We start from the raw sequence: 21,316 nt of genomic DNA, 5'->3' as shown, positions 1-21,316 counted from the left end.
CTTGCTATCACATGGCTGCTATCGTTTACCCCGCGGAGCAGCAGCGCATTGCCTTCGAGTTTTTAGTGATAGATTATGCGGACCAAAAGAGCGGACCGAAGTTTGTCTGCCAATAACCGCGAATGGGATGTTTGCGAGCCTGAGAGAGCCAAAAAATTGTCGCTACACTTTATCGAGCAGATGGCACCGCTACTCGACGCCGCCGACGAGGCGGAATGGTTCGGCGTGATTACGGGCCTCGCCGAAACGTGGGGCTTCGACAGGATACTGGTCGCGATGCTGCCGCGGCCCACCATGCGTCTCGAGGACGCTTACCTGCGCAGCACTTACGCGCCGGCATGGCGGCAGACCTATGACGAACAGGGCATGGTGCATATCGACCCAACGGTTGCGCACTGCCTGTCACGCTCCGCGCCGCTCATCTGGACGCCAGAGATTTTCGCCACCCCGCCACAGCAAGCCCTGTACGAGGAAGCTCGCTCGTACGGCTTGGGTGCGGGCGTGACGCTGCCGATTCACGGGCCGAATCAGGAAGCCGGCATGATGTGCTTCGTCAATGACGACAAGCCGTCGGACGGGTTCAGGCGCCATGTGAACGCCGCGTTGCCGAATCTCGTGCTGTTGCGCGACCTGGTGATCGACACCAGCAAACAGCATCTGGATTCGCATGCGCAGAGCTTGATGCCGAAGCTGACTCCGCGCGAGCGCGAATGTCTGAAATGGACCGCGCGCGGCAAATCCACGTGGGAGATATCCCACATCCTGAGTTGCTCGGAAGCCGTGGTGAACTTCCACATGAAAAACATCAGGGCGAAATTCGGCGTGAATTCACGGCGCGCGGCCGCCGTGATCGCGGCCCAGCTTGGGCTTATTGACCCGGGTTGAGCAGCGCGGCCGCGTCGCGGCTGTACATCACGCGCTCGGCGCGACCCAGATCGGCGTCCGACACGGTTTTCATGAAGTAAAGGCCAAGCAGGATCGACACCGGCGCCGGGATCTCCGCACCCGACTCGAAGCGGCTGCCGCGCGACTGCGTGACGCCGAAGCGAGCCCAGAAACGACGCTGGCTCTCTTTTTTCTTCTTCCGGTAGGCAATGATCAGAACACGATCCACTGCCGAAGAGACCTCCGAGGGACGCGCCTGGAGGTGGGTTTGCGGTTGCCAGTGATTGTCGAGGAGTTCCATTTTGGACCCTTGTAGGTTGGGGGCGGATACGTGTGTGAATTTTGCGATACCCGATAAGCATCCACACCTATCCAGGTAGGTAGGTGGCGCAAAGATTCAGAATGCATAAGTTTTCCTGCGTATCTGGCAGCCCCCAACACGCACAGGAGAACGTCATGCAAACCACGATCCGTATTGGACTCCGGCAGGAATTCGACAACGAACTGATCAACGAGATGTACCGGTTGCGCGCCCGGGTCTTTCACGGCCGGCTCGGCTGGGAAATTCCGACCATCGCGGGAATGGAGATAGACGGCTACGATGCGCTCGGGCCGTACTACATGCTGATTCAGGGCGAAGACGAACGGTTGCGCGGCTGTTGGCGACTGATGCCGACCGAAGGTCCGAACATGCTGAAAGACACCTTCCCGCAACTGCTGCATGGCGCGGCCGCGCCGGTCGGCCGACATATCTGGGAACTGAGCCGCTGGGCGATCGAAACCAACGGGGAGGAACAGTCTTTTGGTTTCACGGATATGACAATTCGCGCAATTCAGGAAGTGATGCGCTTCGCACAACGCATGGGCATCACGCATTACGTCACGGTGACTACCACGCCGATCGAGCGCATGCTGCGCCGTGCCGGGCTCGATATCAGCCGGCTCGGGCCGCCGCTGCAGATCGGCGTCGAACGGGCCGTTGCGCTCGACGTCGCGGTAAGCGCGAAAACGCTGACCTCGCTATTCGGGCCGGTCGCCGACGCGGCTTGAGCCGCGCCGGAGCGTGGCCGCACCGAAATCTCGACACCTTCACCCGCGCGCGGACTCAGGAACCGAACATCCGTTCCAGCGCGTTCTCGAGATGCGCGCGCATCGCGGCGCCCGCGGCCGCCGAGTCCTTGCGGCGGATCGCGTCGAGCACCGCCATGTGCTCGGCCTGCACCACCCGCTGCCGCTCCACCGTTTTGACCAGCGACAGATTGCGCGACAGGTTCATGCTGAACAGGATCTGTTCCTCGATGAACGACATTACCGTGATGAAAAACGGATTCTTCGACGCCCGCGCGACCGCCTGGTGGAACAGGAAGTCGTCCTTCGCGCCGATGCCCTGCGCCTCGATGATGCGCTCGAGCTCGTCCCACGCATGCTGGATCGCGGCGATGTCCTGGGCGTCGGCCTTCAGCGCTGCCTGCGCGGCCGCGCCCGCCTCGGTCACGATGCGAAACTCATAGCAGCGGCGGATATCGGACAGCGTTTCGAGCGGCGCGAAGCGGCGCACGTCCGGGTCGGGGCGCCGCGCGACGGTCGTGCCAGAGCCGTGCCGCGTCGAGATGATGCCGTCGGCCCGCAATCGCGCGAGCGCTTCGCGCACAGTCGGCCGGGACGTGGCGAAACGCTCCGCCAGCGCATGCTCGGTCGGCAACCGTTCGCCTTCCTTGTACTCGCCTTCGAGGATGCGGTTGAGAATGTCGCCGTAGATCTGGTCGGGTAAGCCCTTGGTTTTTCGATCGTTCATCAGCGGACTGGCCAGCTTGTCTGAATATGGCCTGATTGTAAGGCCAACCTTGTTCCAGCTTAAGCAAACTTATGCGGTTTGTAAGCATGCAAGGCCACTCGCGCGCGCCGCCGCGCCCGCCATTTCGTCCGCGCCGGGTCTGAATATTTGGCAAATGTTTGATTTACATCCTGGTCGAGTGCATCTTTTCCGGCAATCATCTAAGCTCCATTGGTATAAAACATCAATAAACCCTGCCGCGGCTAGCAATGTGGCAGACGCTTTTTTGACGTGGAGCCGATATGTACAAACGCATCCTTGTAGCGGTCGACGGCAGCAATACCTCGCGCCGTGCGTTCGAAGCGGCGCTCGAACTCGCCAAGTCGAATGGCGCTGTGCTGCGGCCGTTTTATGTCGTCGAAAATACGCCGATGTACTTCGAGGCGCCCGGCTACGACCCGTCGATCCTGCGCAACCGGCTGATCGAGGAAGGCCAGGAGCTGCGTGCCGAGTTTTCGAAAGTGATGGCCGAGCAAGGTGTGAAAGGCGACCCGGGGGTTTCCGAGGCTTCGTCGCTCGGCGATGTCGCCGAGATCGTGCTGCACGCCGCCGCCGAATTCAACGCCGACCTGCTCGTAATGGGCACGCACGGGCGGCGTGGCTTCCAGCGGCTGATTCTCGGCAGTGTCGCCGAACGCTGCGTGCGCCAGGCCACGCTGCCGGTTCTGCTGGTACCGTCCGCCGCGGGCGCCGACAAGCAACCCGTCTGACACGGTCATCATGCGCAAGACGGTGAGCCACGACGCCGACATCGGCCGCGGCGGCTCACCTTCCCACCTTCGTCGGCGCACCACCGTCGCCAGGAAAGCGAAGCAGCGAACGCGTCACTTTGCCACCCGTTGAGGGTCATAACGGGTGGGACAATTTCACCACTACCAATAATCAATCGCGCGCAGAACATGCTGAATCCTACCGCTGTGCCCCGTTCCTCGACCCGCTCCGCCGGCTCTGCCGCGAGCGGCAGCCGCGAGTCCATGGCGGGACGCGCCACCGCACGCACCGCCGCGCGCTGCTCCAGTTGTTCGATGCGTCAGATCTGCATGCCGCAGGGGCTGTCGGCGGAGGAGCTGCCGAAGCTCGAAACGCTGATCTGCTCGGCGCGCTCGGTGCCGCGCGGCGAAGCACTGTATCGCAGCGGCGACCGCTTCGACAGCATCTACGCGCTGCGTTCCGGCTCGATGAAGACCGTGATGATCCATCGCGACGGCCGCGAGCAGGTCACCGGCCTGCGTCTTGCGGGCGAGCCGCTCGGGCTCGACGGCATCAGCGCGGACATCCATGCGTGCAGCGCCTTCGCGCTGGAAGACAGCACGGTGTGCATCGTTCCATACAGTGCGCTGAAGCAGCTTTGTCGCGAAATCGGTTCGATCCAGGAGCGCATGCACAAGCTGCTGGGTGCGCAGATCGTCAGCGAGGCCGCGCAGATGATGGTGCTCGGCTCTCTGTCCGCCGACGAACGCGTCGCCGCCTTCCTGCTGGACGTGTCGCAGCGCAATGCGCAGCGCGGCTACTCGTGGTCGGAATTCAACCTGCGCATGACGCGCGAGGACATGGGCAGCTACCTCGGCATGACGCTCGAAACGGTCAGCCGCACGCTGTCAAGATTTCAAAAACGTGGCCTGATCGACACGCGGGGCAAGCATATTCACATCGTCGATCTCGAAGGCTTGCGGCAGGTCTGAGCGGCTGGGCGGGGCTGAACGGTCGCTCGGTCCGTCTTGGCACGCCGTCTGCAAGGGGGTAAAGTTTTCAGACCGCCCCCCACGGCAACCGTGTTGCATGGAGACCCGGCCCCAATGAATCGCGACCCTGCCCCGCATCATCCGCTCGTGCAGCGCCTGCACGACGCGCGTCAAGTCACCGATGACCTGTTTGCAATCGTCAAACCCGACTACCTCTATGAACGGCCGATCCGCGAGCGTCACCGTGTCGTGTTCTATATCGGCCATCTCGAAGCGTTCGATCGCAATCTGTTCGACCAGCGTCTGTTCGATCTGCCGGCTTTCGCACCGGAACTCGATCAGCTGTTCGCATTCGGCATCGATCCGGTAGACGGTGGCTTTCCCACCGATCAGCCCAGCGATTGGCCGTCGCTCGACGCCCTGCGCGAGTATGCGATGCGAGCGCGCCGCCAGATCGACGCCGCGCTCGACGAACTCGGCAACCCGGTGGGCGATGAAGCGGCCGTGCAGTTGCTGAACGTCGCGATCGAGCATCGGTTGATGCACGCGGAAACGCTCGCGTACATGCTCCATCAGTTGCCGCTCGCGCAGAAAAACACCGCGTTGCGCGAACCGGTGGTGACACGCACGGAGCAGCGCGACGAGTTGTCGTCGATGGTCCGCGTGCCCGCCGGCACGACCGTGCTCGGCATGCCGCGCGAGGCCGGCCGTTTCGGCTGGGACAATGAATTCGGCGCGATGGGCGTGGAGGTGCCCGCGTTCGAGATCGATCGATACATGGTCACGAACGGTGCGTTCCTCGAGTTCCTCGAAGACGGCGGTTATCGCGAGCCGAAGTGGTGGTCGCCGAAAGACTGGGCGTGGAAGGAAGCGGAGTGCATCGAGCATCCGGCCGGCTGGTCGCAACGCACGTCGGAAGACGGCCGCACCGCATGGACGCTGCGCACGATGTTCGACGACGTGCCGCTGCCGCTCGACTGGCCCGTCTACGTGAGCCACGCCGAAGCAAGCGCCTACGCGCGCTGGGCCGGCAAAGCCCTGCCGACAGAGGCGCAATGGCAACGCGCGGCGCACGGCGCGCCGCACGCGGCATCGGGGAATTTCGATTTCCGCAGCTGGGACCCACGGCCCGTCGATGCGTATCCGGACAACGTCAGCACGTTCGGTGCGGAAGGTCAGTTCGGCAACGGTTGGGAATGGACCTCGACGCTATTCGAAGCGCTGCCGGGGTTCGAAGCGTTTCCGTTCTATCCCGGCTATTCGGCCAACTTCTTCGATGGACAGCATTACGTGCTGAAGGGCGGTTCGGCGCGTACCGCGCTGTGCATGCTGCGGCCGGAATTTCGCAACTGGTTTCAGCCGCACTATCAGTATGTGTATGCGGGGTTTCGGTGTGTGCGGGGTTGACAAATAAAGCGGAAGTTGAAAACAAAATTCAGCTTCCGCTTTGATGCAAGTTTCTTCAACTAATGCTTTAACCTTTCAGCAAATGCTTTAATTGACTCTTTTGTAGATAGCAGCGTTCGCCTGGAACTACAAATAGTCGCGCACGAACTGGAACAGCCTGATCTGTGCGTCCGATCGAGGCACAACCCCTAACACAGCGGAAGACACTGACGGTGGTAAATTTTCGCCCCGCTTCATCGAGCTGGTGTTTCGCAAAGCGCAGCTTCCTGGCGAAACGCAGATGAGACCGCCAGCGCTCGCCCTCCCTCTTCTCTTGTCGGCTCTGACGCAATTGCTCGACAACGTCTGGCAGTTTCCGGTAAAAGACGCTCGTTTGCACGCCCATTCGATCAGCAAGGTGACCCAGCCTGATATCAGGCTCTCTCTTCTCATAATTCTGCTAACTGCACGCCGCAACTGTTCTTCGTCCCGTTTCTGTTTGTCTGAGTTGGAATACCGGGCAAATACAATGGGCTCGCAGCGTTGCCGCGATACCCCGACGGGTCCGCGGCAACGTTATTGAACAGCGCGTTTGCCGCTTCGCTGGCGGGTTTTCTTCGACGCTGAGTCCGGCACGATCCGCGCCATCTTCTCCATCAACTCGTCGTGCTCCGCGCGCAGCACTTCGATAAACGCCGACGCCAGCCGCTCGCGTGGCCGGTGCGGCGGAAACAGCAAATACATCGGGAACATGACCGCCGGCGAGAACGGCCGGATCGCGATGTCCGGCCCGGCGAAGTCCAGCGCCACGCCCGGATGCGCGAGTGTCACGCCCATGCCGCAGCGCACCAGCTCGCAACAGATCGCCGTGTATTGCGCCTCGATCGCCAGCTTGCGTTCGACGCCCGCACGCAGGAACACCTCGTCCATCTGCGCGCGCGTGCCATCGCCGTGACACAGCGAGATAAACGACTCGCCCTCGAGATCAGCGGGCCTGATCACAGCTTTTGAAGCAAGCCGGTGCACCGCCGGCATCACGCAGACGGCGGCCACTGTCGACAGCATCTCAACTTCGCAATTCGACGCCTCGCTGATGTACACCGCCACGCCCAGATCGCAGAACTGCGACGCCGTCCAGTGATTCACCGTGCCCGACGTGTTGACGTGCAGCGACACGGTCACACCGGGATGCAGCGCCTGAAAACGCTTGATTGCATGCGGCACGAGCGTGAGGCCCGCTGAAGGCATCGCCGCGATGCGCAGACGCCCACTGCCCAGATTGCGAATCTGCGCGGCGGCGTTCGCGAGCCCCTGCAAGCCGACATATGCGCGCTCCACCTCGCGGAAAAACGCCGTGCCCTCGCTGGTCGGGATCAGCCTAACGCCGCTGCGCTGAAACAGCAGCAAGCCCGTCTCCCGTTCGAGCTGCGAGATCAGACGGCTCACGTTCGGTTGCGACGTGAAGAGCGCTTTGGCCGCCGCCGTCATCGACCCGGCGACCATCACCGCGCGAAATGCCTCGACATGTTTCAGGTTCATCGGTTTCAACCCATATCAACCATGTATAGATTGCTATTTTATTCGTATTGGACCATATGACCATTGCGGCACAGACTGTGATGTATGGACACGCCACCAGAGCGTCCATTCCCACACTGACCGGAGATCGCCGTCATGCAAGAATCGCTGCGCCGCCGTTGCCGTTCTACGCTCCACGCTTTCGCCTCCGCACTGTCCGTCGTCTGTCTGACCGCTCCGTTGCACGGCCACGCCGAAACTACGCTGTATGTCGCGAACGTCGGCGGCTCGAACGAGCAGTTGTACCGGCAGAAAGTCATTCCGCCGTTCGAAAAAGCGCATGACGTGAAGATCGTCTATGTGGCGGGCAATTCGAGCGATACGCTCGCGAAGCTGCAGGCGCAGAAAGGGCATCAGCAGATCAACGTCGCGGTGATGGACGACGGCCCCATGTATCAGGCGATGCAGCTCGGCCTGTGCGCGAAGGTCGAAGATGCGCCCGTGATGAAAGACCTCTACCCGCTCGCGCGGCTCGGCCCGACGGCCGTCGGAGTCGGTATGGTCGCGACGGGCATCGGCTACAACGAAGAGGCGTTCAGAAAGCTCGGCCTGCCCGCGCCCGATTCATGGCAGGCGCTCACCGACAAGCGCCTGAAGGGCAAGCTCGGCGTGCCGCCCATCACCAACACGTATGGACTGCATACACTCGTGATGCTCGCGCGCCTGAACGGCGGCGGCGAAAAGAATATCGACCCCGGCTTCAACACGATGACGAAGCAGGTCGCACCCGACGTGCTGTCGTGGGCGCCGACGCCCGGCGAAATGGACGGCCTGATGCAGGCGGGCGACGTCATCATCGCGCCGTATGGCAGCGGTCGCGCCGTCGCGTTGCAAAACACGGGCTTTCCGCTCAAGTTCGTGTATCCGAAGGAAGGGGGCGTCGCGCTGCAGGTAGCGGCCTGCACGCTCGCCGAGAACGCACAGCCGAAGCTGTCGCAGCAGTTCATCCAGTATCTGCTGAGCCCCGAAGTGCAGGCAATGCAGGCGCAAGCAATCGGACTTGGCCCCGTCAACAAAACGGTCAAGCTGACGCCCGAGGTCGCAGCGCGCGTGCCGTATGGTCCGGAACAGGTGAACAAGCTCACGGCGATGGACTGGACCACGATCAATCAGCATCGCACGGAATGGACAGAGCGCTGGAACCGCTCGGTCGAACGCTGAGCGGCGCAACCGCTTCATAGCCGCTTCACAGTTCCTACGTCCCGACTCCGCACAGGACCGACGCCATGACCTTTCTCACCCTGCAGGGCATCTCGAAGCGCTACGGCCATTTCACTGCGGTCGAGCAGCTCGATCTGTCCGTCGAACGCGGCGAGTTCCTGTCGCTGCTCGGGCCGTCCGGCTGCGGCAAGACGACCACGCTGCAGATGATCGCCGGCTTCGTCACGCCGAGCGCGGGCCGCATCACGCTCAGCGGACGCGACATCACGTACGAGCGCCCCGAAAAGCGCGGTATGGGCGTCGTGTTTCAGAGCTATGCGCTGTTTCCGCATATGACGGTCGCGGGCAACGTCGGCTTCGGTCTCGAAATGCGCAACATGAAGCGCGACGAGCGCGCGGCGCGCATCGCCGAAGCGCTCGATCTTGTGCGGCTCAACGGCCTGGACGCGCGTTATCCGAAGGAACTGTCGGGCGGCCAGCGCCAGCGCGTCGCGATCGCGCGGGCGCTGGCGATGCGCCCCAACCTGCTGCTGCTCGACGAACCGATGTCGAATCTCGATGCGAAGCTGCGCGAGGAAATGCACATCGAACTGCGCGCGATCCAGAAGCGCCTCGGCATAACGACGATCCTCGTCACGCACGACCAGGTCGAAGCGATGACGATGAGCGACCGCATCGCCGTGCTGCACAAGGGGCGCATCGCGCAACTGAGCACGCCGTTCGATGCCTACGAACGTCCCGCTACGCCGTTCGCATCGACCTTTCTGGGGCGTACCAACACGCTGCCTGGCGAAGTGCGGGAGCGTAATCCGCGCTGCGCCGTCGTGGATGTGGCGGGCACGACGCTGCACGTGCCGCACGAAGGGCGCGATGTCGAAGGCGCAGTGCACGTCTACATTCGCCCGGAGAAAGTACGCCTTGCGAATGGCGACGCGCGCATGCACGGACGTATTGCGAACCGCGTGTTCATCGGTAACCAGTGGCTGCTCGAAGTCGATACGGCGCTCGGCAAACTCCATATCGCGCAGCCGAACTTCGGCGCGCCGCCGCCCGACGAAGGCCACGAAGTCGGACTCTCGTTCACCGACGACGATCTGCGCGTGCTGACCCGGGAGCGTGCTCATGGCAACGCTTGACGATTCACGCGCGGGCGCCGCGCCCTGGCTGCTCGCTTCGCCGGCGCTGCTGCTGTTCGGCGCGCTGCTGTTCGTGCCGCTCGTGCTGACGCTGCTGCTGTCGTTTCGCGTGTTCAGCGATGTCGCCGGCGTGCAGGCCGCGTACACGCTGAAAAACTACGTCGAAGTGCTGAGCGATCCGTACTACGGCGAAATCTTTTTGCGCACGGTGAGTCTCGCGCTCGCCGTGACGCTGCTGAGTGTACTGCTCGGCGTGCCGGAAACCATCGTGCTCGCGCGGATGAAGCGGCCCTGGCAGTCGCTGTGTCTGCTGATCGTGCTCGGCCCGTTGCTGATTTCCGTCGTGGTGCGCACGCTCGGCTGGCAGATTCTGCTTGGCAATAACGGCGTGCTCAACAATGCACTGCAAGCCTTTCACATCACCTCCGAGCCGATCCGCCTCGTCTTCACGATGACGGGCATGATCATCGCGCTCACGCATGTGCTAGTGCCGTTCATGGTGATGTCGGTGTGGGCGACGCTGCAAAAGCTAGATCCGCAGGTCGAATGGGCGGGGCTGTCGATGGGCGGTTCGCCGTTGCGCGTGTTCCGCCGCGTGGTGCTGCCGCAGATCATGCCCGGTGTGCTGTCGGGTTCGATCATCGTGTTCGCTCTGTCGGCGTCGGCGTTCGCGACGCCTGCGCTGATCGGCGGGCGCCGTCTGAAAGTGGTCGCCACCGCCGCCTACGACGAATTCCTCGGCACACTGAATTGGCCGCTCGGCGCGAGCATCGCCGTGTTGCTGCTGATTGCGAACGTCGCGATCGTGATGGGCTGCAGCCGTCTCGCCGAGCGCCGTTTCAAGCATATTTTCGAGTGACGCCATGAAACTGAACGGATTCTGGGGCCTGCTGTTCAACGCGCTGTTTCTCACTTTCATCCTCGCGCCGCTCGTCGTCGTGATGCTGGTTGCGTTCACCGACAAGGGCTTCATTTCGATGCCCTTCGACGGCGCGTCGCTGCGCTGGTTTCGCGCGATTCTCGAGAACGACGACATCGTGTCGGCATTCTGGCTTTCCGTGCGGCTCGCGTTCGCGGCGGCGACCATCGGCGTGGCGCTCGCGGTGCCCGCGGCGCTCGCGATTGCGCGCTATCGCTTCGCGGGCCGTGGCGCGCTGATGAGCTTCTTCCTGTCGCCGATGATGATTCCCGCCGTCGTGCTCGGCATCGCGTTCCTGCGCTTTCTGTCGCTGCTGCATCTGAGCGGTTCGTTCTGGGCGCTGGTGGCGACGCACGTGATCATCGTGCTGCCGTATGCGCTGCGCCTCGCGCTGTCGTCAGCCGTCGGGCTCGATCGCGATGCCGAGCGCGCGGCGCTGTCGTGCGGCGCGAGCCGCTTCACCGCGTTTCGCCGCGTCGTGCTGCCGATGATCCGCACGGGCGTCGCGGGCGGATGGGTGCTGTCGTTCATCCAGAGCTTCGACGAGCTGACGATGACCATTTTCGTCGCGACACCCGGCACGACCACGCTGCCCGTCGCCATGTACAACCAGATCGCGCAGACCATCGATCCCCTCGTCGCTTCGGTGTCGGCGGTGCTGATCGTCGGCACGGTTCTGCTGATGGTGCTGCTCGACCGCATGGTCGGACTGGACCGCATCCTCATTGGAGAAGCTCGATGATTCATCACGTTTCCGACAACCCCGACGTGCTCGTGCTGGGTGGCGGACTGGTCGGCTCCGCCGTTGCCTGGGGCCTTGCGCGCGAAGGCGCGAACGTCACCGTGCTCGACCAGGACGACGGCGCGTTGCGCGCGTCGCGCGGCAACTTCGGGCTGGTCTGGATTCAGGGCAAGGGCTATGGCTTGTCGCCGTATGCACGCTGGTCGCGCAGCTCGGCTTCGCGCTGGCCGTCGCTGGCTGCGGCGTTGCTCGACGAAACCGGTATCGACGTCGCGCTGCGCCAGCCGGGCGGCTTCCACTTCTTTTTCTCCGAAGACGAAATCGCAGAACGCGCGAAGCGTCTCGGCGCCTTGCAGCGTGAACTGGGCGACTACCCGTATCAGTTGCTCGATGCGCGCGAAGTGCGAGAGCGTATTCCCGAAATCGGCCCGGACGTGATCGGCGCGAGCTACACGCCGATGGACGGCCACGTCAATCCGCTCAAGCTGCTGCGCGCGCTCCACGCGGGCATGCAGCGGCGCGGCGTGAAGCTCGTCAACAACGAGGAAGCGCTGCGCATCACACCCGAACACGGCGGCTTCACGGTACAAGGCAAACGCGGCACCTACCGCGCGGCGCGCGTCGTGCTCGCGGCGGGCCTCGGCAATCGCGCGCTCGCGCCGCACGTCGGACTGCATGCGCCCGTCGCACCGAATCGCGGACAGGTGCTGATCAGCGAACGGGTCGCGCCGTTCCTGCGTTACCCGACCCTCAACGTGCGCCAAACCGACGAAGGCACGCTGCAATTCGGCGATTCGATGGAAGAAGTCGGTTTCGACGATTTCACGACGACGCCCGTGCTATCCGACATTGCGCGGCGCGGCGTGCGCGCCTTTCCGCTGCTGAAGAACGTGCGGCTGGTGCGCACGTGGGCCGCATTGCGCGTCTACAGCTCCGATGGCTTTCCAATCTACGACGAATCCGCACGCCATCCCGGCGCGTTCGTCGTCACCTGCCACAGCGGCGTGACGCTGGCCGCCGCGCACGCGCTGCGCATCGCACCGTGGATCGCCGGCGGCGCGATGCCCGCTGAAATCCCCGCGCTGTCCGGCACGCGCTTTCTCGAATCCCCTGCACTCACCCCCGCTCACTGATTCCGACATGACCTCCACACCGCTCTTCAAGGCCTTGCCCGGCGCCGATGCGCCGGTCGACATCTGGTTCAACGATCAGCCGCTGCGCGTGCCTGGCGGCCGGTCGGTGGCGGCGGCGTTGCTCGCTGCCGGCATCGCGCGGTTCCGTGCGACACCCGTCTCGGGCGCGCCGCGCGCGCCGTATTGCATGATGGGCGCGTGCTTCGAGTGTCTCGTCGAGATCGACGGCGTGCCGAGCCGGCAAAGCTGCATGGTGACCGTGCGCGCCGGCATGCGCATCCGCTCGCAGGAGGGCGCGCGCGATCTGCCGCCCGTCGATGTGTCGCTGGAGGACGCTCATGCCCGCTGATTACGCTGTCGAAACCGTGTCGAGTTTCCCCTCGGAAGCCGTCGATGTCGTCGTGGTTGGCGCCGGTCCCGCCGGCATGAGCGCGGCGACGCGCGCCGCGAGCGCGGGCCTGTCAGTGGTGCTCCTAGACGAGCAGGACGCCGTCGGCGGGCAGATCTATCGTGCGATCGGCCGCGCCGATGCGCGCCGCAAGGAGATTCTCGGCCCAGATTACGCAGCGGGCGCATCGCTCGCCGACGCCTTCGCGCGCTCTGGCGCACGGCATGTCGCGCATGCGTCCGTGTGGCAGGTGACGCGCGAACATGCGGTGCACTATCTGAAGGACGGCAAGGTCGGCAGCTTCGACGCACGCCGCGTGATTCTGGCCACGGGCGCGCTGGAAAGGCCGTTTCCGATTCCCGGCTGGACGCTGCCCGGCGTACTGACGGCGGGCGCCGCGCAGATCCTGCTGAAAAGCGCGGGCGAGGTGCCCGCCCAGCCGCCCGTGCTGGCGGGCTGCGGTCCGCTGCTCTATCTCCTCGGCTGGCAGTACGTACGTGCCGGCGTGCCGATCCGCGCACTCGTCGACACGACTCGTCACGAAGACCGCTGGCGCGCGAAGAAACATCTGCTGTCGGCGTTGCGCGCGTGGCCGTTCCTGAGCAAGGGCCTGCAACTGCTCCGCACGCTGCGCGCCGCGGGCGTGCCCATCTACGAAGCCGCCGACGATCTGCGCGTCGAGTCGAAGCAGGACGCGCAAGGCGTCGAGCGCGCCGCCGCGCTGAGTTTCACCACGCAAGGCCGTGCGCAGCGGATCGACGCGAACATGATCCTGCTGCATCAGGGCGTCGTGCCGAATACGCAGTTCTCGTTGTCGTTGCGCGCCCAACACCATTGGGACGCCGCGCAGCTATGCTTCGCACCGACCACCGACGCATGGGGCGAACTCGACGTGCCGGGCACCTTCGTCGCGGGCGACGGCGGCGGTATCGGCGGCGCGCTGGCGGCGGCCCAACAGGGCGCGCTCGCCGCGCTGCGCGTTGCCAGTCAACTCGGTGCAATCGATGCAGCCGCCTGTGAGCGCGAAGCCGCGCCGCACCGCCGCGCGTTGGAGAGCGTGATGCGCATCCGTCCGTTTCTGGACAGCCTGTACCGCCCGCGCGACGCGAACCGCATTCCGCGCGACGACGTGGTGGTGTGCCGCTGCGAGGAAGTGACGGCGGGCGACGTGCGCGGTTTCGTCGAACTCGGCTGCCTCGGCCCGAACCAGGCGAAGTCGTTCGGACGCTGCGGGATGGGCCCGTGTCAGGGACGCATGTGCGGGCTGACCGTCACCGAAATCATCGCCGACGCGCGCAAGGTGCCGCCGGGCGAAGTCGGCTATTACCGCATCCGTCCGCCCATCAAGCCGCTGACGCTCGGAGAACTCGCCGGTGAATGACGCTGCCCTGTCCTCTTCCAGCGCCGTGCGCGAAGCCGACGTGCTGGTGATCGGCGGCGGGCTGCACGGCTCTAGCAGCGCGTTCCATCTGGCCGCGCGCGGCACGAGCGTGATCGTGCTCGAAGCCGACTACGTTGCGCGACATTCGTCGGGCGTCAATGCGGGGGGCGTGCGCACGCTCGGCCGCCCGCTGCCCGAGATTCCGCTCGCGTTGATGTCGCGCGAAATCTGGCACAGCCTGCGCGAAACGATCGGCGACGACGGCGGCTTCGTGCCGTCCGGCCAGTTGAAGATCGCGGAGACGGAAGCCGAACTCGACGAATGCCGCGCGCGCGTCGCGCAACTCGAAGCGCACGGCTTCACGCATGAAAAGCTGATCGACCGCGCGAGCGTGCTCGAACTCGAGCCGGCGCTCGCGCGACACGTGACGGGCGGCATCTGGGTCGAGCGCGACGGCTATGCGCTGCCGTTCAGGACAACCACCGCCTTCCGGCTCGCCGCGCAGCGGCATGGTGCGGCGTTCTTCGAGGGCACGCCCGTCACCCGCATCGAGCAGCGCGGCACGCGCTGGTTCGCGCAGACGCCGCGCGGCGAGTTCAGCGCGGACAAACTCGTCGTCGCGGCGGGCGCGTGGGCGGGACAACTGGCCGAACAGGTGGGCGAGCGCGTGCCCGTGCATCCCGAAGGGCTGATGCTGATGGTCACGCATCGCGTCGCGCCGTTCTGCCGCGCGACGCTGGGTGCGACCGGGCGTCCGTTGTCGTTCAAGCAGTTCGACAACGGCACGGTCGTGATCGGCGGCAAGCTGATCGGTATCGCCGATCTGCACGGCCGGCATGGCGAAGTCGATTTCGCGCGGCTCGTGCGTAGCGCCAATACCGTCGTCGATCTCTTCCCGCATTTGCGGCATCTCGGCGTGAACCGCGCGTGGGCCGGCGTCGAGGCGTTCACCGACGATGCACTGCCCGTGCTCTCTCCTAGCCGCCGCGCGTCGAATCTCGTCTATTCGTTCGGCTATTGCGGCAGCGGTTTCCAGCTCGGACCGGCCTGCGGGCGGCTCGTGTCCGAACTCGTGCTCGACGGCAACGCTTCGCTGCCGCTCGACGACTTCGCAATCGACCGCTTTACGCGCCAGCCCGCGCCGCAGCAGATGGCCAGCGCCGCCGCGCACTGATCACGCCCGCGCGCCGCCCGGCGCGCTTAGGACATGGATCGCATCGGAGACAGATCGGCGCTCACATGCCCGGAATGCGGTGGTGCGTTGTGGCGGATGCACGGTGAATATCCGTTACGCTACCGATGCCACACTGGGCATGCTTTCGGCGCACGTGGTGTCAGAAGTGGCCAAAGCGCCTGTACGCTGGATTTCTTCTTGCGCAGCGGATACCGGTCTGTCCGAAACGCAGCCGTTACGAACACACATGGGCGCTAGCAATCAGCGTACCGTCATACTACTGCAATCGACGGGCGTGACCTGGTCCATGTTGACTGAATCTCTGGCAATCCCGACTGTTATCCTTAATGGGACGCCGATCGAAGTAGACAAATATCTGATGGCAGCGCTCTGGACCGCCGACGGTGCGCATGCTTCGGTAATGGACGTTGCCCAATGGCGAGAACGCCTTCGTGAGCGCGGTGATGATTTTGCCTCTCACGAAGCCGCCTGCTACTACTGGCTTTGCGAAAATCAGGCCGGTTGCCCGCCGTGGGCATACCCGAAGTAGAAAACGGCGTGTTCCACGCATCGCGTCGCGCAGCGATCCCTTGTCCCATGCGCTCACGGCGGACCCTCGCCGCCCGTCGCGCCATACACCTGCCCCGTCACATAGCTCGCGCGCGCCATCGCCAGCGCCACATAAACCGGCGCGATTTCCGCAGGCTGACCCGGACGTCCCATCGGTGTGTCGGCGCCGAACTTCTCGAGGTTCTTCATCGTCTGGCCGCCGCTGACCTGCAGCGGCGTCCAGAACGGACCGGGCGCCACCGCGTTCACGCGGATGCCGCGCGAGATCATCTGCTTGGCCAGCGACTTCGTGAAGTTCGCGATCGCGGCCTTCGTCATCGCGTAGTCGAGCAGGTTCACCGACGGATTGTAGGCATTCACCGAACTCGTGTTGACGATCGCCGCACCCGGTGGCATATGCGGGATCGCAGCCTTCGTGATCCAGAACATGCCGTACAGGTTGGTGCGTAAGGTCCAGTCGAATTCCTCGGTGCTGATGTCGAGAATCGAATCGTGGCTGTGCTGGCGTGCCGCATTGTTGACGAGGATGTCGAGGCCGCCCATGCCGTTCGCCGCGCGATCGACGGCCTGCTTGCAGAACGCTTCGTCGCGAAGGTCGCCGGGTATCGCGAGCGCTTTGCGACCCGCGCCGCGAATCAGTGCCACGACCTCGCGCGCGTCCGGCTCCTCGGCGGGCAGATAGATGATGGATACGTCTGCGCCTTCGCGTGCGAACGCGATCGCCGCCGCGCGACCGATGCCCGAATCGCCACCGGTGATCAACGCCTTGCGGCCCGCCAGCAGTCCGCTGCCGCGATAGCTGGACTCGCCATGATCGGGACGCGGCGTCATGCGGCTCGCAAGGCCGGGCCACGGCTGCTGCTGATCCTGAAACGGCGGGTGCGGATACAGATCGCGCGGATCGCTTAGCGCCGCGTTCGCGTCGGGAACGGCCGGCGCGGGTGCTGCGGGTGCGTCAGCGGCTTGGCTACCCGGCGCGCCGGGATCGGCTGCGAGCGCGTTTCCGGCGAAGACCGCGGCCAGACCGGCCGCGGCGCTTTGCACGACCTTGCGGCGGCCGTGGGACACCTGGTCTGCGGGCGTGTTGTTTTGCGCTAACGACTCGCGGCCAGGAGCGCTCGTTAATCGATCGTTAGACATGGGCTTCTCCTTCTTCGATGTGCCGACGATCGAGCAAGCCTTATACCCTTCCATGTCTTTCATTTCCTACGCGCGCGTAAGCGGCCGTCAGATCGACGATCACACCGAGCGATCGTCGAGAAGCGCCACGTACCTTGCAACCGAATTGGCCACCGCCCGCTTCGCATCGCGCTCGATCTCCGCATTCGCGAAACTGCCGTATACGGCGTCGTACGCTTCGCCGTCGAGCGCTTGTTCGATCGCGTGCACGCAGTTCGCCGACAAGGGCAAATAGTTGGGATAACTGTGCCCTTTGTAAATTCGGGAATCGCAGAGTGCACATAGCAGACGATGAAGACAGAGGTGAGCCAACATGAAATCGAAGCTTCTTGAGACCGACGCCCAAGGTGGCCGCACGCACGTGGTCGTCTTCGATACGGGGGAGGAAGCCGTCGGCGGCCTCAAGGCTTTCGCTGGCGACAATGGGATCGAAGGCGCCCAGGTCAGTGCGATAGGCGCGCTGCAGTGCGGCGTCGTGGCATGGCTCAACTGGGAAACAAAGACCTATGAGCCGATCTCCGTGGACGAGCAGTGCGAGGTGATCTCCATCCTGGGCGATGTCGCCAAGGGAGACGATGGCCGGCCATCGCTGCATCTGCACGGACTCCTTGGACTAAAAGGCGGCCGCACCGTCGGCGGCCACATTCAGGAACTGCACGTGCGTCCGACGCTCGAGGTCATGCTGGTCGAGGCACCGGCCCACCTGCGTCGAACGTCCCACAGCGGGCTCGGCGGGATCGCCTTGATCGCCCTGGATTCAGGTTGATCGCTATGGCACGAATAGAATCGCCATAGGAGCCGTCGAAGGGGTGTCTACGACCGCGATGTTTTAGTGCGAAGGAGACGGAGGGAGGAAGCGGCGAGCAACATTCGCCGCTTCATTATTGCAAATTGCCCCAGCGTGCGACCGCCGGCTCGGCCGTCGCTCACTTCCAGCCCTTGTCCTGCTGGCACGCGCTCGCCGTAAACCACCTCTCGGGCGCGGCCTATCTGTCGTTGGCCAACCTTAAACGGATCTCGGCAGCTGAAAGGTCGCGCTGATGTGTGGCAATCTGCCATCTGTTTCCCCACGGATCTCTTACCATCGCTCGCCTGTCGCCGTATGGCATGTCGGTCGGAACTTCGAGTGAGATCGCATTCGCCGCAATCGCCCGCTCGTAGGTCGAATCGGCGTCCTCGACGTAGACATACAGAAACGCCGGCATCGGATCACGAAGGCCGTCTCCGCCGCTAACCATCACGACAGAATCGCCGATCATGATTTCGGCAGGCCGCCCGTGATGGAATTCGCCCTCTGCCTGAAACACCATCTTGATGAATGTGATCAGGTTTTCCGGATCGCTTACGACGATTCGGGGCGTGACGGTATGCCATCCATCGGGCCGAAATTTAGCCATGTTGGGCATGCTCGGAAGAGATTCGCAAGGGCATTGTCCTCCGAGCGCCGGATGTCCGCAAAGGGTGGTCGGGCTCAGCCGACCAAGTCGGACAGCACTCGGCCAGCTGCAACCTTTCGCCGCCGATAGCAGTCTGCCACTCACGCGAGCGTCATGCTTCGTCATCTGTCAGACGGCCGTGGAGACCTCAATGTACTCACTCGGGGCTTCTACCGGGATGTGTCAGCCTTATCGGCGCTCCGGTCCCTGGACCTTCAGGTTGTAAGTGAAGTCCGTGTCGTCCCGCTTCCCACCGCAACGCGTTCGCCCGTCTCAGTGTATGCAAATGCGGCGCAGGGTACGGTTCTTGCGCGCTCGTAGCGATGCCCGCGCGTTTCTCCCAATGTTCGACCGCGAGTCTCGCGGCTCGCGGCGGAAGCTTTGATACGGTTTAACGATGAGGATCAGCACAGACCGGGCTGCGGCTCGGCACCCGGAAGACGATGCCAGCCATTTCGTCCAATTCTACGAGTCCGACGTCGAGTTGATTGAGGACGTCGGTACGTTTTTGCAGCGCGCGCTCGACGCCGGGGGGAGTGCCATCGCGATCGCGACCGCCGATCACGTCACCGCAATGACGTCATGGCTAGACTCGGCCGATACTGCCACCCGTCGAGCGCGCGATGCCATTTTCGTCGACGCGCATGCGGCGCTCGACGGCTTCATGGTCGACGGGTGGCCCGACGAAGCGCGCTTCATGTCGACGGTGGGCGCGCTTGTCGCGCGGACCGTACGACGGGGGCAGCCGGTGCACGCGTTCGGGGAGATGGTCGCGATCCTTTACGCGCAGGGCCTCGGCGAAGCAGCGCTGCATCTGGAACACCTGTGGAACGGACTCGCCCGCGAGCACCGGTTCTCGCTCTTCTGCGCGTATCCGGACCGGGAGTTCATCGGCGCGGAGCATACGCCGCCATTTCGTCACATTTGCGACGCACACCACCATGTATTCCTTACCCGTACGTTGCGCAATGCGGGCTCTCACGACCTGCACCTGAGACTCGCGCTCGCGCAGCAACGGGCGACGTCGCTCGAAGACGAGATGCGCCGCCGACAGAGCGCCGAGCTTCAGCGGGATGCCATGCTGATGAATTCGCCGATCGCGTCGGCCCTGCTGCTTGGCAACCGGCATACGTTCCAGTTGACGAATCCCCGCTATCTCGCGATGGTCGGCCGTGCGAACCTGATCGGCCTGCCTTATCTCGACGCATTTCCGGAAGAGGCGGGCGGCGCGACTGTCGCCGCGCTGCGGCGCGTGTTTGCCGATGGGGTGCCGATCGTCCATGAAGAATATCGGGCAAACCGGCCCGGCGACGCCGAAGAGCGCGTCTATACGCTTCATTTCGACCCGTTGCGCGCGTCTTCCGGAAACGTCGACGGCGTGATCCTCAGTGCCGTCGAGGTGACCGGCTATGTACGCGCACGTGAGGCCGTCGAGAAGTCGCGCACCGAGCGCGAAGCACTGCTCGCGGATCTGCGCAACGCGAACGGTGCAAAAGATCGATTTCTCGCGATGCTCGGCCATGAGCTTCGCAATCCGCTCGCGCCGATCTCGACCGCGCTTGCGCTCGTGCGCAAGCAGAACGGCGGCAAGGCCGACAGACAACACGAGATCATCGAGCGTCAGGTGGCGCATCTATCGAGGCTGGTGGAAGATCTGCTGGACGTAAGTCGCATAACCCGCGGCCCTATCGAACTGGCGCGCGAGCCCGTGCCGATCGCGACGTTGCTCGCGCGCGCGGTCGAGGCAGCGAACCCCGTGCTCGAACAGCGCTCGCAGACCTTGTCGCTAGACCTCACAGACGATGGCGGCATCGTCTGCGGTGACGCATTCCGTCTCACTCAGGTGTTCGGTAACCTGCTGAACAACGCGGCAAAGTTTACGCAGACGGGTGGGCGCATTCATGTGAAAGCCGTGACGAGCGCCACCGAAATCGTCGTGTCGGTGGCGGATAACGGCGTCGGAATCAGCGCGGATTTGATGCCGCGCATGTTCTCGTTTTTCGAGCAGGGAGAGACGACGATCGACCGCGCGAACGGCGGGCTCGGGGTTGGTCTTGCGCTGGTGAAGAACTTTGTCCAGCTGCACGGCGGCACGGTCGTCGCAAGCAGCGACGGACCGGGTAGGGGCGCGACGTTCACCGTCACCCTCCCGCTCGCACCGGCGCCCACGACCGACTGCGTGGAGCAGCCGGCCATGCCGCACCCGGTCGGCAACGGCGCGCGTGTGTTGCTGGTCGACGACAACAAGGATGGCCTCATGGCGATGGAAGCTTATCTCGTCGAATTGGGCTTCCACGTAGCGACGGCGACCGATCCGGCGACCGCGCTCGAGGTGGCGGCGGCGTTCTCGCCGGCCTTTGCGGTACTCGACATTGGTTTGCCCGGAATGGACGGATATCAGCTCGCCCGCGCGCTGCGCGCACAGCCCACGGTGGCGCCTGTGAGGATGTTCGCGCTGACCGGCTACGGGCTGACCGAGGACCGCAGGCGTTCGAACGAAGCAGGATTCGAGCGGCATTTCGTCAAGCCCGTTGCGCTTGCCGAACTGGTCGAAGCGCTGACCGGACCATCTGGCGGGGAGCGGTGTTCGGTGTAATGGACCGTTTCAAATCAGATTGCGATTTTAACGCTCAGACGACATGCAGCATTTATCCATGATGGTGCCTTTTGTTGGTCGTGACACTGACCACAGTGAGAATGGAGTTCCCTCCGACTGAAGTTCGCCGTGATGA

22 protein-coding genes and 1 pseudogene are annotated in these 21,316 nt (G+C 64.0%); 17 read left to right on the top strand and 6 right to left on the bottom strand.

The window, feature by feature from the left end:
* Positions 1-180 precede the first annotated feature (180 nt).
* On the top strand, positions 181-885 hold the full coding sequence (locus AB3X96_RS19465; protein ID WP_176106707.1) for a LuxR family transcriptional regulator: 705 nt from the start codon (positions 181-183) through the stop codon (positions 883-885).
* On the opposite strand, the gene AB3X96_RS19460 is transcribed toward AB3X96_RS19465, so the two are convergent.
* The gene (locus AB3X96_RS19460; protein ID WP_013092374.1) at positions 869-1,186 is read right to left on the bottom strand and encodes a hypothetical protein; all 318 of its coding nucleotides are present in this window, start codon (positions 1,184-1,186) and stop codon (positions 869-871) included. The genes AB3X96_RS19465 and AB3X96_RS19460 overlap by 17 nt on opposite strands.
* A gap of 155 nt (positions 1,187-1,341) precedes the next feature.
* Here AB3X96_RS19460 and AB3X96_RS19455 point away from each other — a divergent pair, with 155 nt between their 5' ends.
* Positions 1,342-1,935, top strand: a complete 594-nt coding sequence (locus AB3X96_RS19455; protein ID WP_176106708.1) for an acyl-homoserine-lactone synthase — start codon at positions 1,342-1,344, stop codon at positions 1,933-1,935.
* 55 nt (positions 1,936-1,990) lie between these two features.
* On the opposite strand, the gene AB3X96_RS19450 is transcribed toward AB3X96_RS19455, so the two are convergent.
* A complete protein-coding gene (locus tag AB3X96_RS19450; protein WP_176106709.1) occupies positions 1,991-2,680 on the bottom strand; it encodes a FadR/GntR family transcriptional regulator in 690 nt (229 codons plus the stop codon).
* Between the two features lie 281 nt (positions 2,681-2,961).
* On the opposite strand from AB3X96_RS19450, the gene AB3X96_RS19445 reads away from it, so the two are divergent.
* The 3 genes from AB3X96_RS19445 (at position 2,962) to AB3X96_RS19435 (ending at position 5,808) form a co-directional block, all read left to right on the top strand.
* A complete protein-coding gene (locus AB3X96_RS19445) occupies positions 2,962-3,429 on the top strand; it encodes a universal stress protein (protein ID WP_176106710.1) in 468 nt (155 codons plus the stop codon).
* A 315-nt stretch (positions 3,430-3,744) separates the two neighbouring features.
* Positions 3,745-4,401, top strand: coding sequence for a helix-turn-helix domain-containing protein (locus tag AB3X96_RS19440; protein ID WP_368591067.1), 657 nt, complete (start codon positions 3,745-3,747; stop codon positions 4,399-4,401).
* A 114-nt stretch (positions 4,402-4,515) separates the two neighbouring features.
* Positions 4,516-5,808 carry an SUMF1/EgtB/PvdO family nonheme iron enzyme gene (locus tag AB3X96_RS19435; protein ID WP_368590949.1) on the top strand — a complete coding sequence of 431 codons (1,293 nt, stop codon included), beginning with the start codon at positions 4,516-4,518 and terminating at the stop codon, positions 5,806-5,808.
* Positions 5,809-6,363: 555 nt separating this feature from the next.
* Here AB3X96_RS19435 and AB3X96_RS19430 read toward each other — a convergent pair.
* Positions 6,364-7,326 (bottom strand): LysR substrate-binding domain-containing protein, encoded by a 963-nt coding sequence (locus AB3X96_RS19430; RefSeq protein WP_176366852.1) that lies wholly within the window; start codon positions 7,324-7,326, stop codon positions 6,364-6,366.
* A 135-nt stretch (positions 7,327-7,461) separates the two neighbouring features.
* Here AB3X96_RS19430 and AB3X96_RS19425 point away from each other — a divergent pair, with 135 nt between their 5' ends.
* The 10 genes and pseudogenes from AB3X96_RS19425 to AB3X96_RS19380 all read left to right on the top strand — a co-directional run bounded on the left by AB3X96_RS19425 (position 7,462) and on the right by AB3X96_RS19380 (position 15,949).
* Positions 7,462-8,526, top strand: coding sequence for an ABC transporter substrate-binding protein (locus AB3X96_RS19425; RefSeq protein ID WP_368590948.1), 1,065 nt, complete (start codon positions 7,462-7,464; stop codon positions 8,524-8,526).
* A 65-nt stretch (positions 8,527-8,591) separates the two neighbouring features.
* Positions 8,592-9,662 carry an ABC transporter ATP-binding protein gene (locus tag AB3X96_RS19420; RefSeq protein WP_368590947.1) on the top strand — a complete coding sequence of 357 codons (1,071 nt, stop codon included), beginning with the start codon at positions 8,592-8,594 and terminating at the stop codon, positions 9,660-9,662.
* Positions 9,649-10,521, top strand: coding sequence for an ABC transporter permease (locus tag AB3X96_RS19415; RefSeq protein ID WP_176123666.1), 873 nt, complete (start codon positions 9,649-9,651; stop codon positions 10,519-10,521). Before AB3X96_RS19420 ends, AB3X96_RS19415 begins: the two co-directional genes overlap by 14 nt.
* 4 nt (positions 10,522-10,525) lie before the next feature.
* On the top strand, positions 10,526-11,323 hold the full coding sequence (locus AB3X96_RS19410) for an ABC transporter permease (RefSeq protein WP_368590946.1): 798 nt from the start codon (positions 10,526-10,528) through the stop codon (positions 11,321-11,323).
* Entirely contained in the window at positions 11,320-12,456 is a 1,137-nt protein-coding gene (locus AB3X96_RS19405) for an NAD(P)/FAD-dependent oxidoreductase (protein WP_368590945.1), read from the top strand. Before AB3X96_RS19410 ends, AB3X96_RS19405 begins: the two co-directional genes overlap by 4 nt.
* Positions 12,457-12,463: 7 nt before the next feature.
* The gene (locus tag AB3X96_RS19400) at positions 12,464-12,805 is read left to right on the top strand and encodes a (2Fe-2S)-binding protein (RefSeq protein ID WP_012406215.1); all 342 of its coding nucleotides are present in this window, start codon (positions 12,464-12,466) and stop codon (positions 12,803-12,805) included.
* Positions 12,795-14,225, top strand: a complete 1,431-nt coding sequence (locus AB3X96_RS19395) for an FAD-dependent oxidoreductase (RefSeq protein ID WP_368590944.1) — start codon at positions 12,795-12,797, stop codon at positions 14,223-14,225. The genes AB3X96_RS19400 and AB3X96_RS19395 overlap by 11 nt, the downstream gene beginning before the upstream one ends.
* Complete coding sequence (locus AB3X96_RS19390) at positions 14,218-15,399, top strand: NAD(P)/FAD-dependent oxidoreductase (RefSeq protein WP_368590943.1); 1,182 nt, start codon at positions 14,218-14,220, stop codon at positions 15,397-15,399. The genes AB3X96_RS19395 and AB3X96_RS19390 overlap by 8 nt, the downstream gene beginning before the upstream one ends.
* Before the next feature lie 33 nt (positions 15,400-15,432).
* A pseudogene (locus AB3X96_RS19385) lies at positions 15,433-15,552 on the top strand (chemotaxis protein CheB); the annotation flags it as partial.
* A complete protein-coding gene (locus AB3X96_RS19380; protein WP_368591073.1) occupies positions 15,503-15,949 on the top strand; it encodes a hypothetical protein in 447 nt (148 codons plus the stop codon). The pseudogene AB3X96_RS19385 and the gene AB3X96_RS19380, both read left to right, overlap by 50 nt.
* A gap of 53 nt (positions 15,950-16,002) precedes the next feature.
* Here the strand turns inward: AB3X96_RS19380 and AB3X96_RS19375 are convergent, their stop codons facing one another.
* Both AB3X96_RS19375 and AB3X96_RS19370 read right to left on the bottom strand, forming a co-directional pair.
* Positions 16,003-17,109, bottom strand: a complete 1,107-nt coding sequence (locus tag AB3X96_RS19375; RefSeq protein WP_368590942.1) for an SDR family oxidoreductase — start codon at positions 17,107-17,109, stop codon at positions 16,003-16,005.
* Positions 17,110-17,208: 99 nt separating this feature from the next.
* Positions 17,209-17,358, bottom strand: a complete 150-nt coding sequence (locus AB3X96_RS19370; protein ID WP_368590941.1) for a hypothetical protein — start codon at positions 17,356-17,358, stop codon at positions 17,209-17,211.
* Between the two features lie 103 nt (positions 17,359-17,461).
* On the opposite strand from AB3X96_RS19370, the gene AB3X96_RS19365 reads away from it, so the two are divergent.
* Positions 17,462-17,914 (top strand): PPC domain-containing DNA-binding protein, encoded by a 453-nt coding sequence (locus AB3X96_RS19365; RefSeq protein WP_368590940.1) that lies wholly within the window; start codon positions 17,462-17,464, stop codon positions 17,912-17,914.
* 220 nt (positions 17,915-18,134) lie between these two features.
* Here AB3X96_RS19365 and AB3X96_RS19360 read toward each other — a convergent pair whose 3' ends face one another.
* Entirely contained in the window at positions 18,135-18,545 is a 411-nt protein-coding gene (locus AB3X96_RS19360) for a VOC family protein (RefSeq protein ID WP_368590939.1), read from the bottom strand.
* A gap of 436 nt (positions 18,546-18,981) precedes the next feature.
* On the opposite strand from AB3X96_RS19360, the gene AB3X96_RS19355 reads away from it, so the two are divergent.
* Positions 18,982-21,180, top strand: a complete 2,199-nt coding sequence (locus AB3X96_RS19355; RefSeq protein WP_368590938.1) for an ATP-binding protein — start codon at positions 18,982-18,984, stop codon at positions 21,178-21,180.
* Positions 21,181-21,316 lie beyond the last annotated feature (136 nt).

It is taken from the genome of Paraburkholderia sp. BR13439, assembly GCF_040948805.1.
In the GTDB taxonomy this organism is placed as follows: domain Bacteria; phylum Pseudomonadota; class Gammaproteobacteria; order Burkholderiales; family Burkholderiaceae; genus Paraburkholderia; species Paraburkholderia youngii.
Note: the sequence above shows the minus strand (reverse complement) of the source record. Positions and strands in the feature narration are given on the sequence as shown.

Excerpts from the sequence above, each read along its gene's own strand:
- AB3X96_RS19425 (WP_368590948.1), top strand. The coding sequence starts at position 7,462 with ATGCAAGAATCGCTGCGCCGCCGTTGCCGTTCTACGCTCCACGCTTTC.
- AB3X96_RS19430 (WP_176366852.1), bottom strand. The coding sequence starts at position 7,326 with ATGAACCTGAAACATGTCGAGGCATTTCGCGCGGTGATGGTCGCCGGG.
- AB3X96_RS19415 (WP_176123666.1), top strand. The coding sequence starts at position 9,649 with ATGGCAACGCTTGACGATTCACGCGCGGGCGCCGCGCCCTGGCTGCTC.
- AB3X96_RS19450 (WP_176106709.1), bottom strand. The coding sequence starts at position 2,680 with ATGAACGATCGAAAAACCAAGGGCTTACCCGACCAGATCTACGGCGAC.
- AB3X96_RS19365 (WP_368590940.1), top strand. The coding sequence starts at position 17,462 with ATGAAATCGAAGCTTCTTGAGACCGACGCCCAAGGTGGCCGCACGCAC.
- AB3X96_RS19435 (WP_368590949.1), top strand. The coding sequence starts at position 4,516 with ATGAATCGCGACCCTGCCCCGCATCATCCGCTCGTGCAGCGCCTGCAC.
- AB3X96_RS19460 (WP_013092374.1), bottom strand. The coding sequence starts at position 1,186 with ATGGAACTCCTCGACAATCACTGGCAACCGCAAACCCACCTCCAGGCG.
- AB3X96_RS19355 (WP_368590938.1), top strand. The coding sequence starts at position 18,982 with ATGAGGATCAGCACAGACCGGGCTGCGGCTCGGCACCCGGAAGACGAT.
- AB3X96_RS19375 (WP_368590942.1), bottom strand. The coding sequence starts at position 17,109 with ATGTCTAACGATCGATTAACGAGCGCTCCTGGCCGCGAGTCGTTAGCG.
- AB3X96_RS19420 (WP_368590947.1), top strand. The coding sequence starts at position 8,592 with ATGACCTTTCTCACCCTGCAGGGCATCTCGAAGCGCTACGGCCATTTC.
- AB3X96_RS19445 (WP_176106710.1), top strand. The coding sequence starts at position 2,962 with ATGTACAAACGCATCCTTGTAGCGGTCGACGGCAGCAATACCTCGCGC.
- AB3X96_RS19360 (WP_368590939.1), bottom strand. The coding sequence starts at position 18,545 with ATGGCTAAATTTCGGCCCGATGGATGGCATACCGTCACGCCCCGAATC.
- AB3X96_RS19410 (WP_368590946.1), top strand. The coding sequence starts at position 10,526 with ATGAAACTGAACGGATTCTGGGGCCTGCTGTTCAACGCGCTGTTTCTC.
- AB3X96_RS19455 (WP_176106708.1), top strand. The coding sequence starts at position 1,342 with ATGCAAACCACGATCCGTATTGGACTCCGGCAGGAATTCGACAACGAA.
- AB3X96_RS19440 (WP_368591067.1), top strand. The coding sequence starts at position 3,745 with ATGCGTCAGATCTGCATGCCGCAGGGGCTGTCGGCGGAGGAGCTGCCG.
- AB3X96_RS19465 (WP_176106707.1), top strand. The coding sequence starts at position 181 with ATGGCACCGCTACTCGACGCCGCCGACGAGGCGGAATGGTTCGGCGTG.
- AB3X96_RS19400 (WP_012406215.1), top strand. The coding sequence starts at position 12,464 with ATGACCTCCACACCGCTCTTCAAGGCCTTGCCCGGCGCCGATGCGCCG.
- AB3X96_RS19395 (WP_368590944.1), top strand. The coding sequence starts at position 12,795 with ATGCCCGCTGATTACGCTGTCGAAACCGTGTCGAGTTTCCCCTCGGAA.
- AB3X96_RS19405 (WP_368590945.1), top strand. The coding sequence starts at position 11,320 with ATGATTCATCACGTTTCCGACAACCCCGACGTGCTCGTGCTGGGTGGC.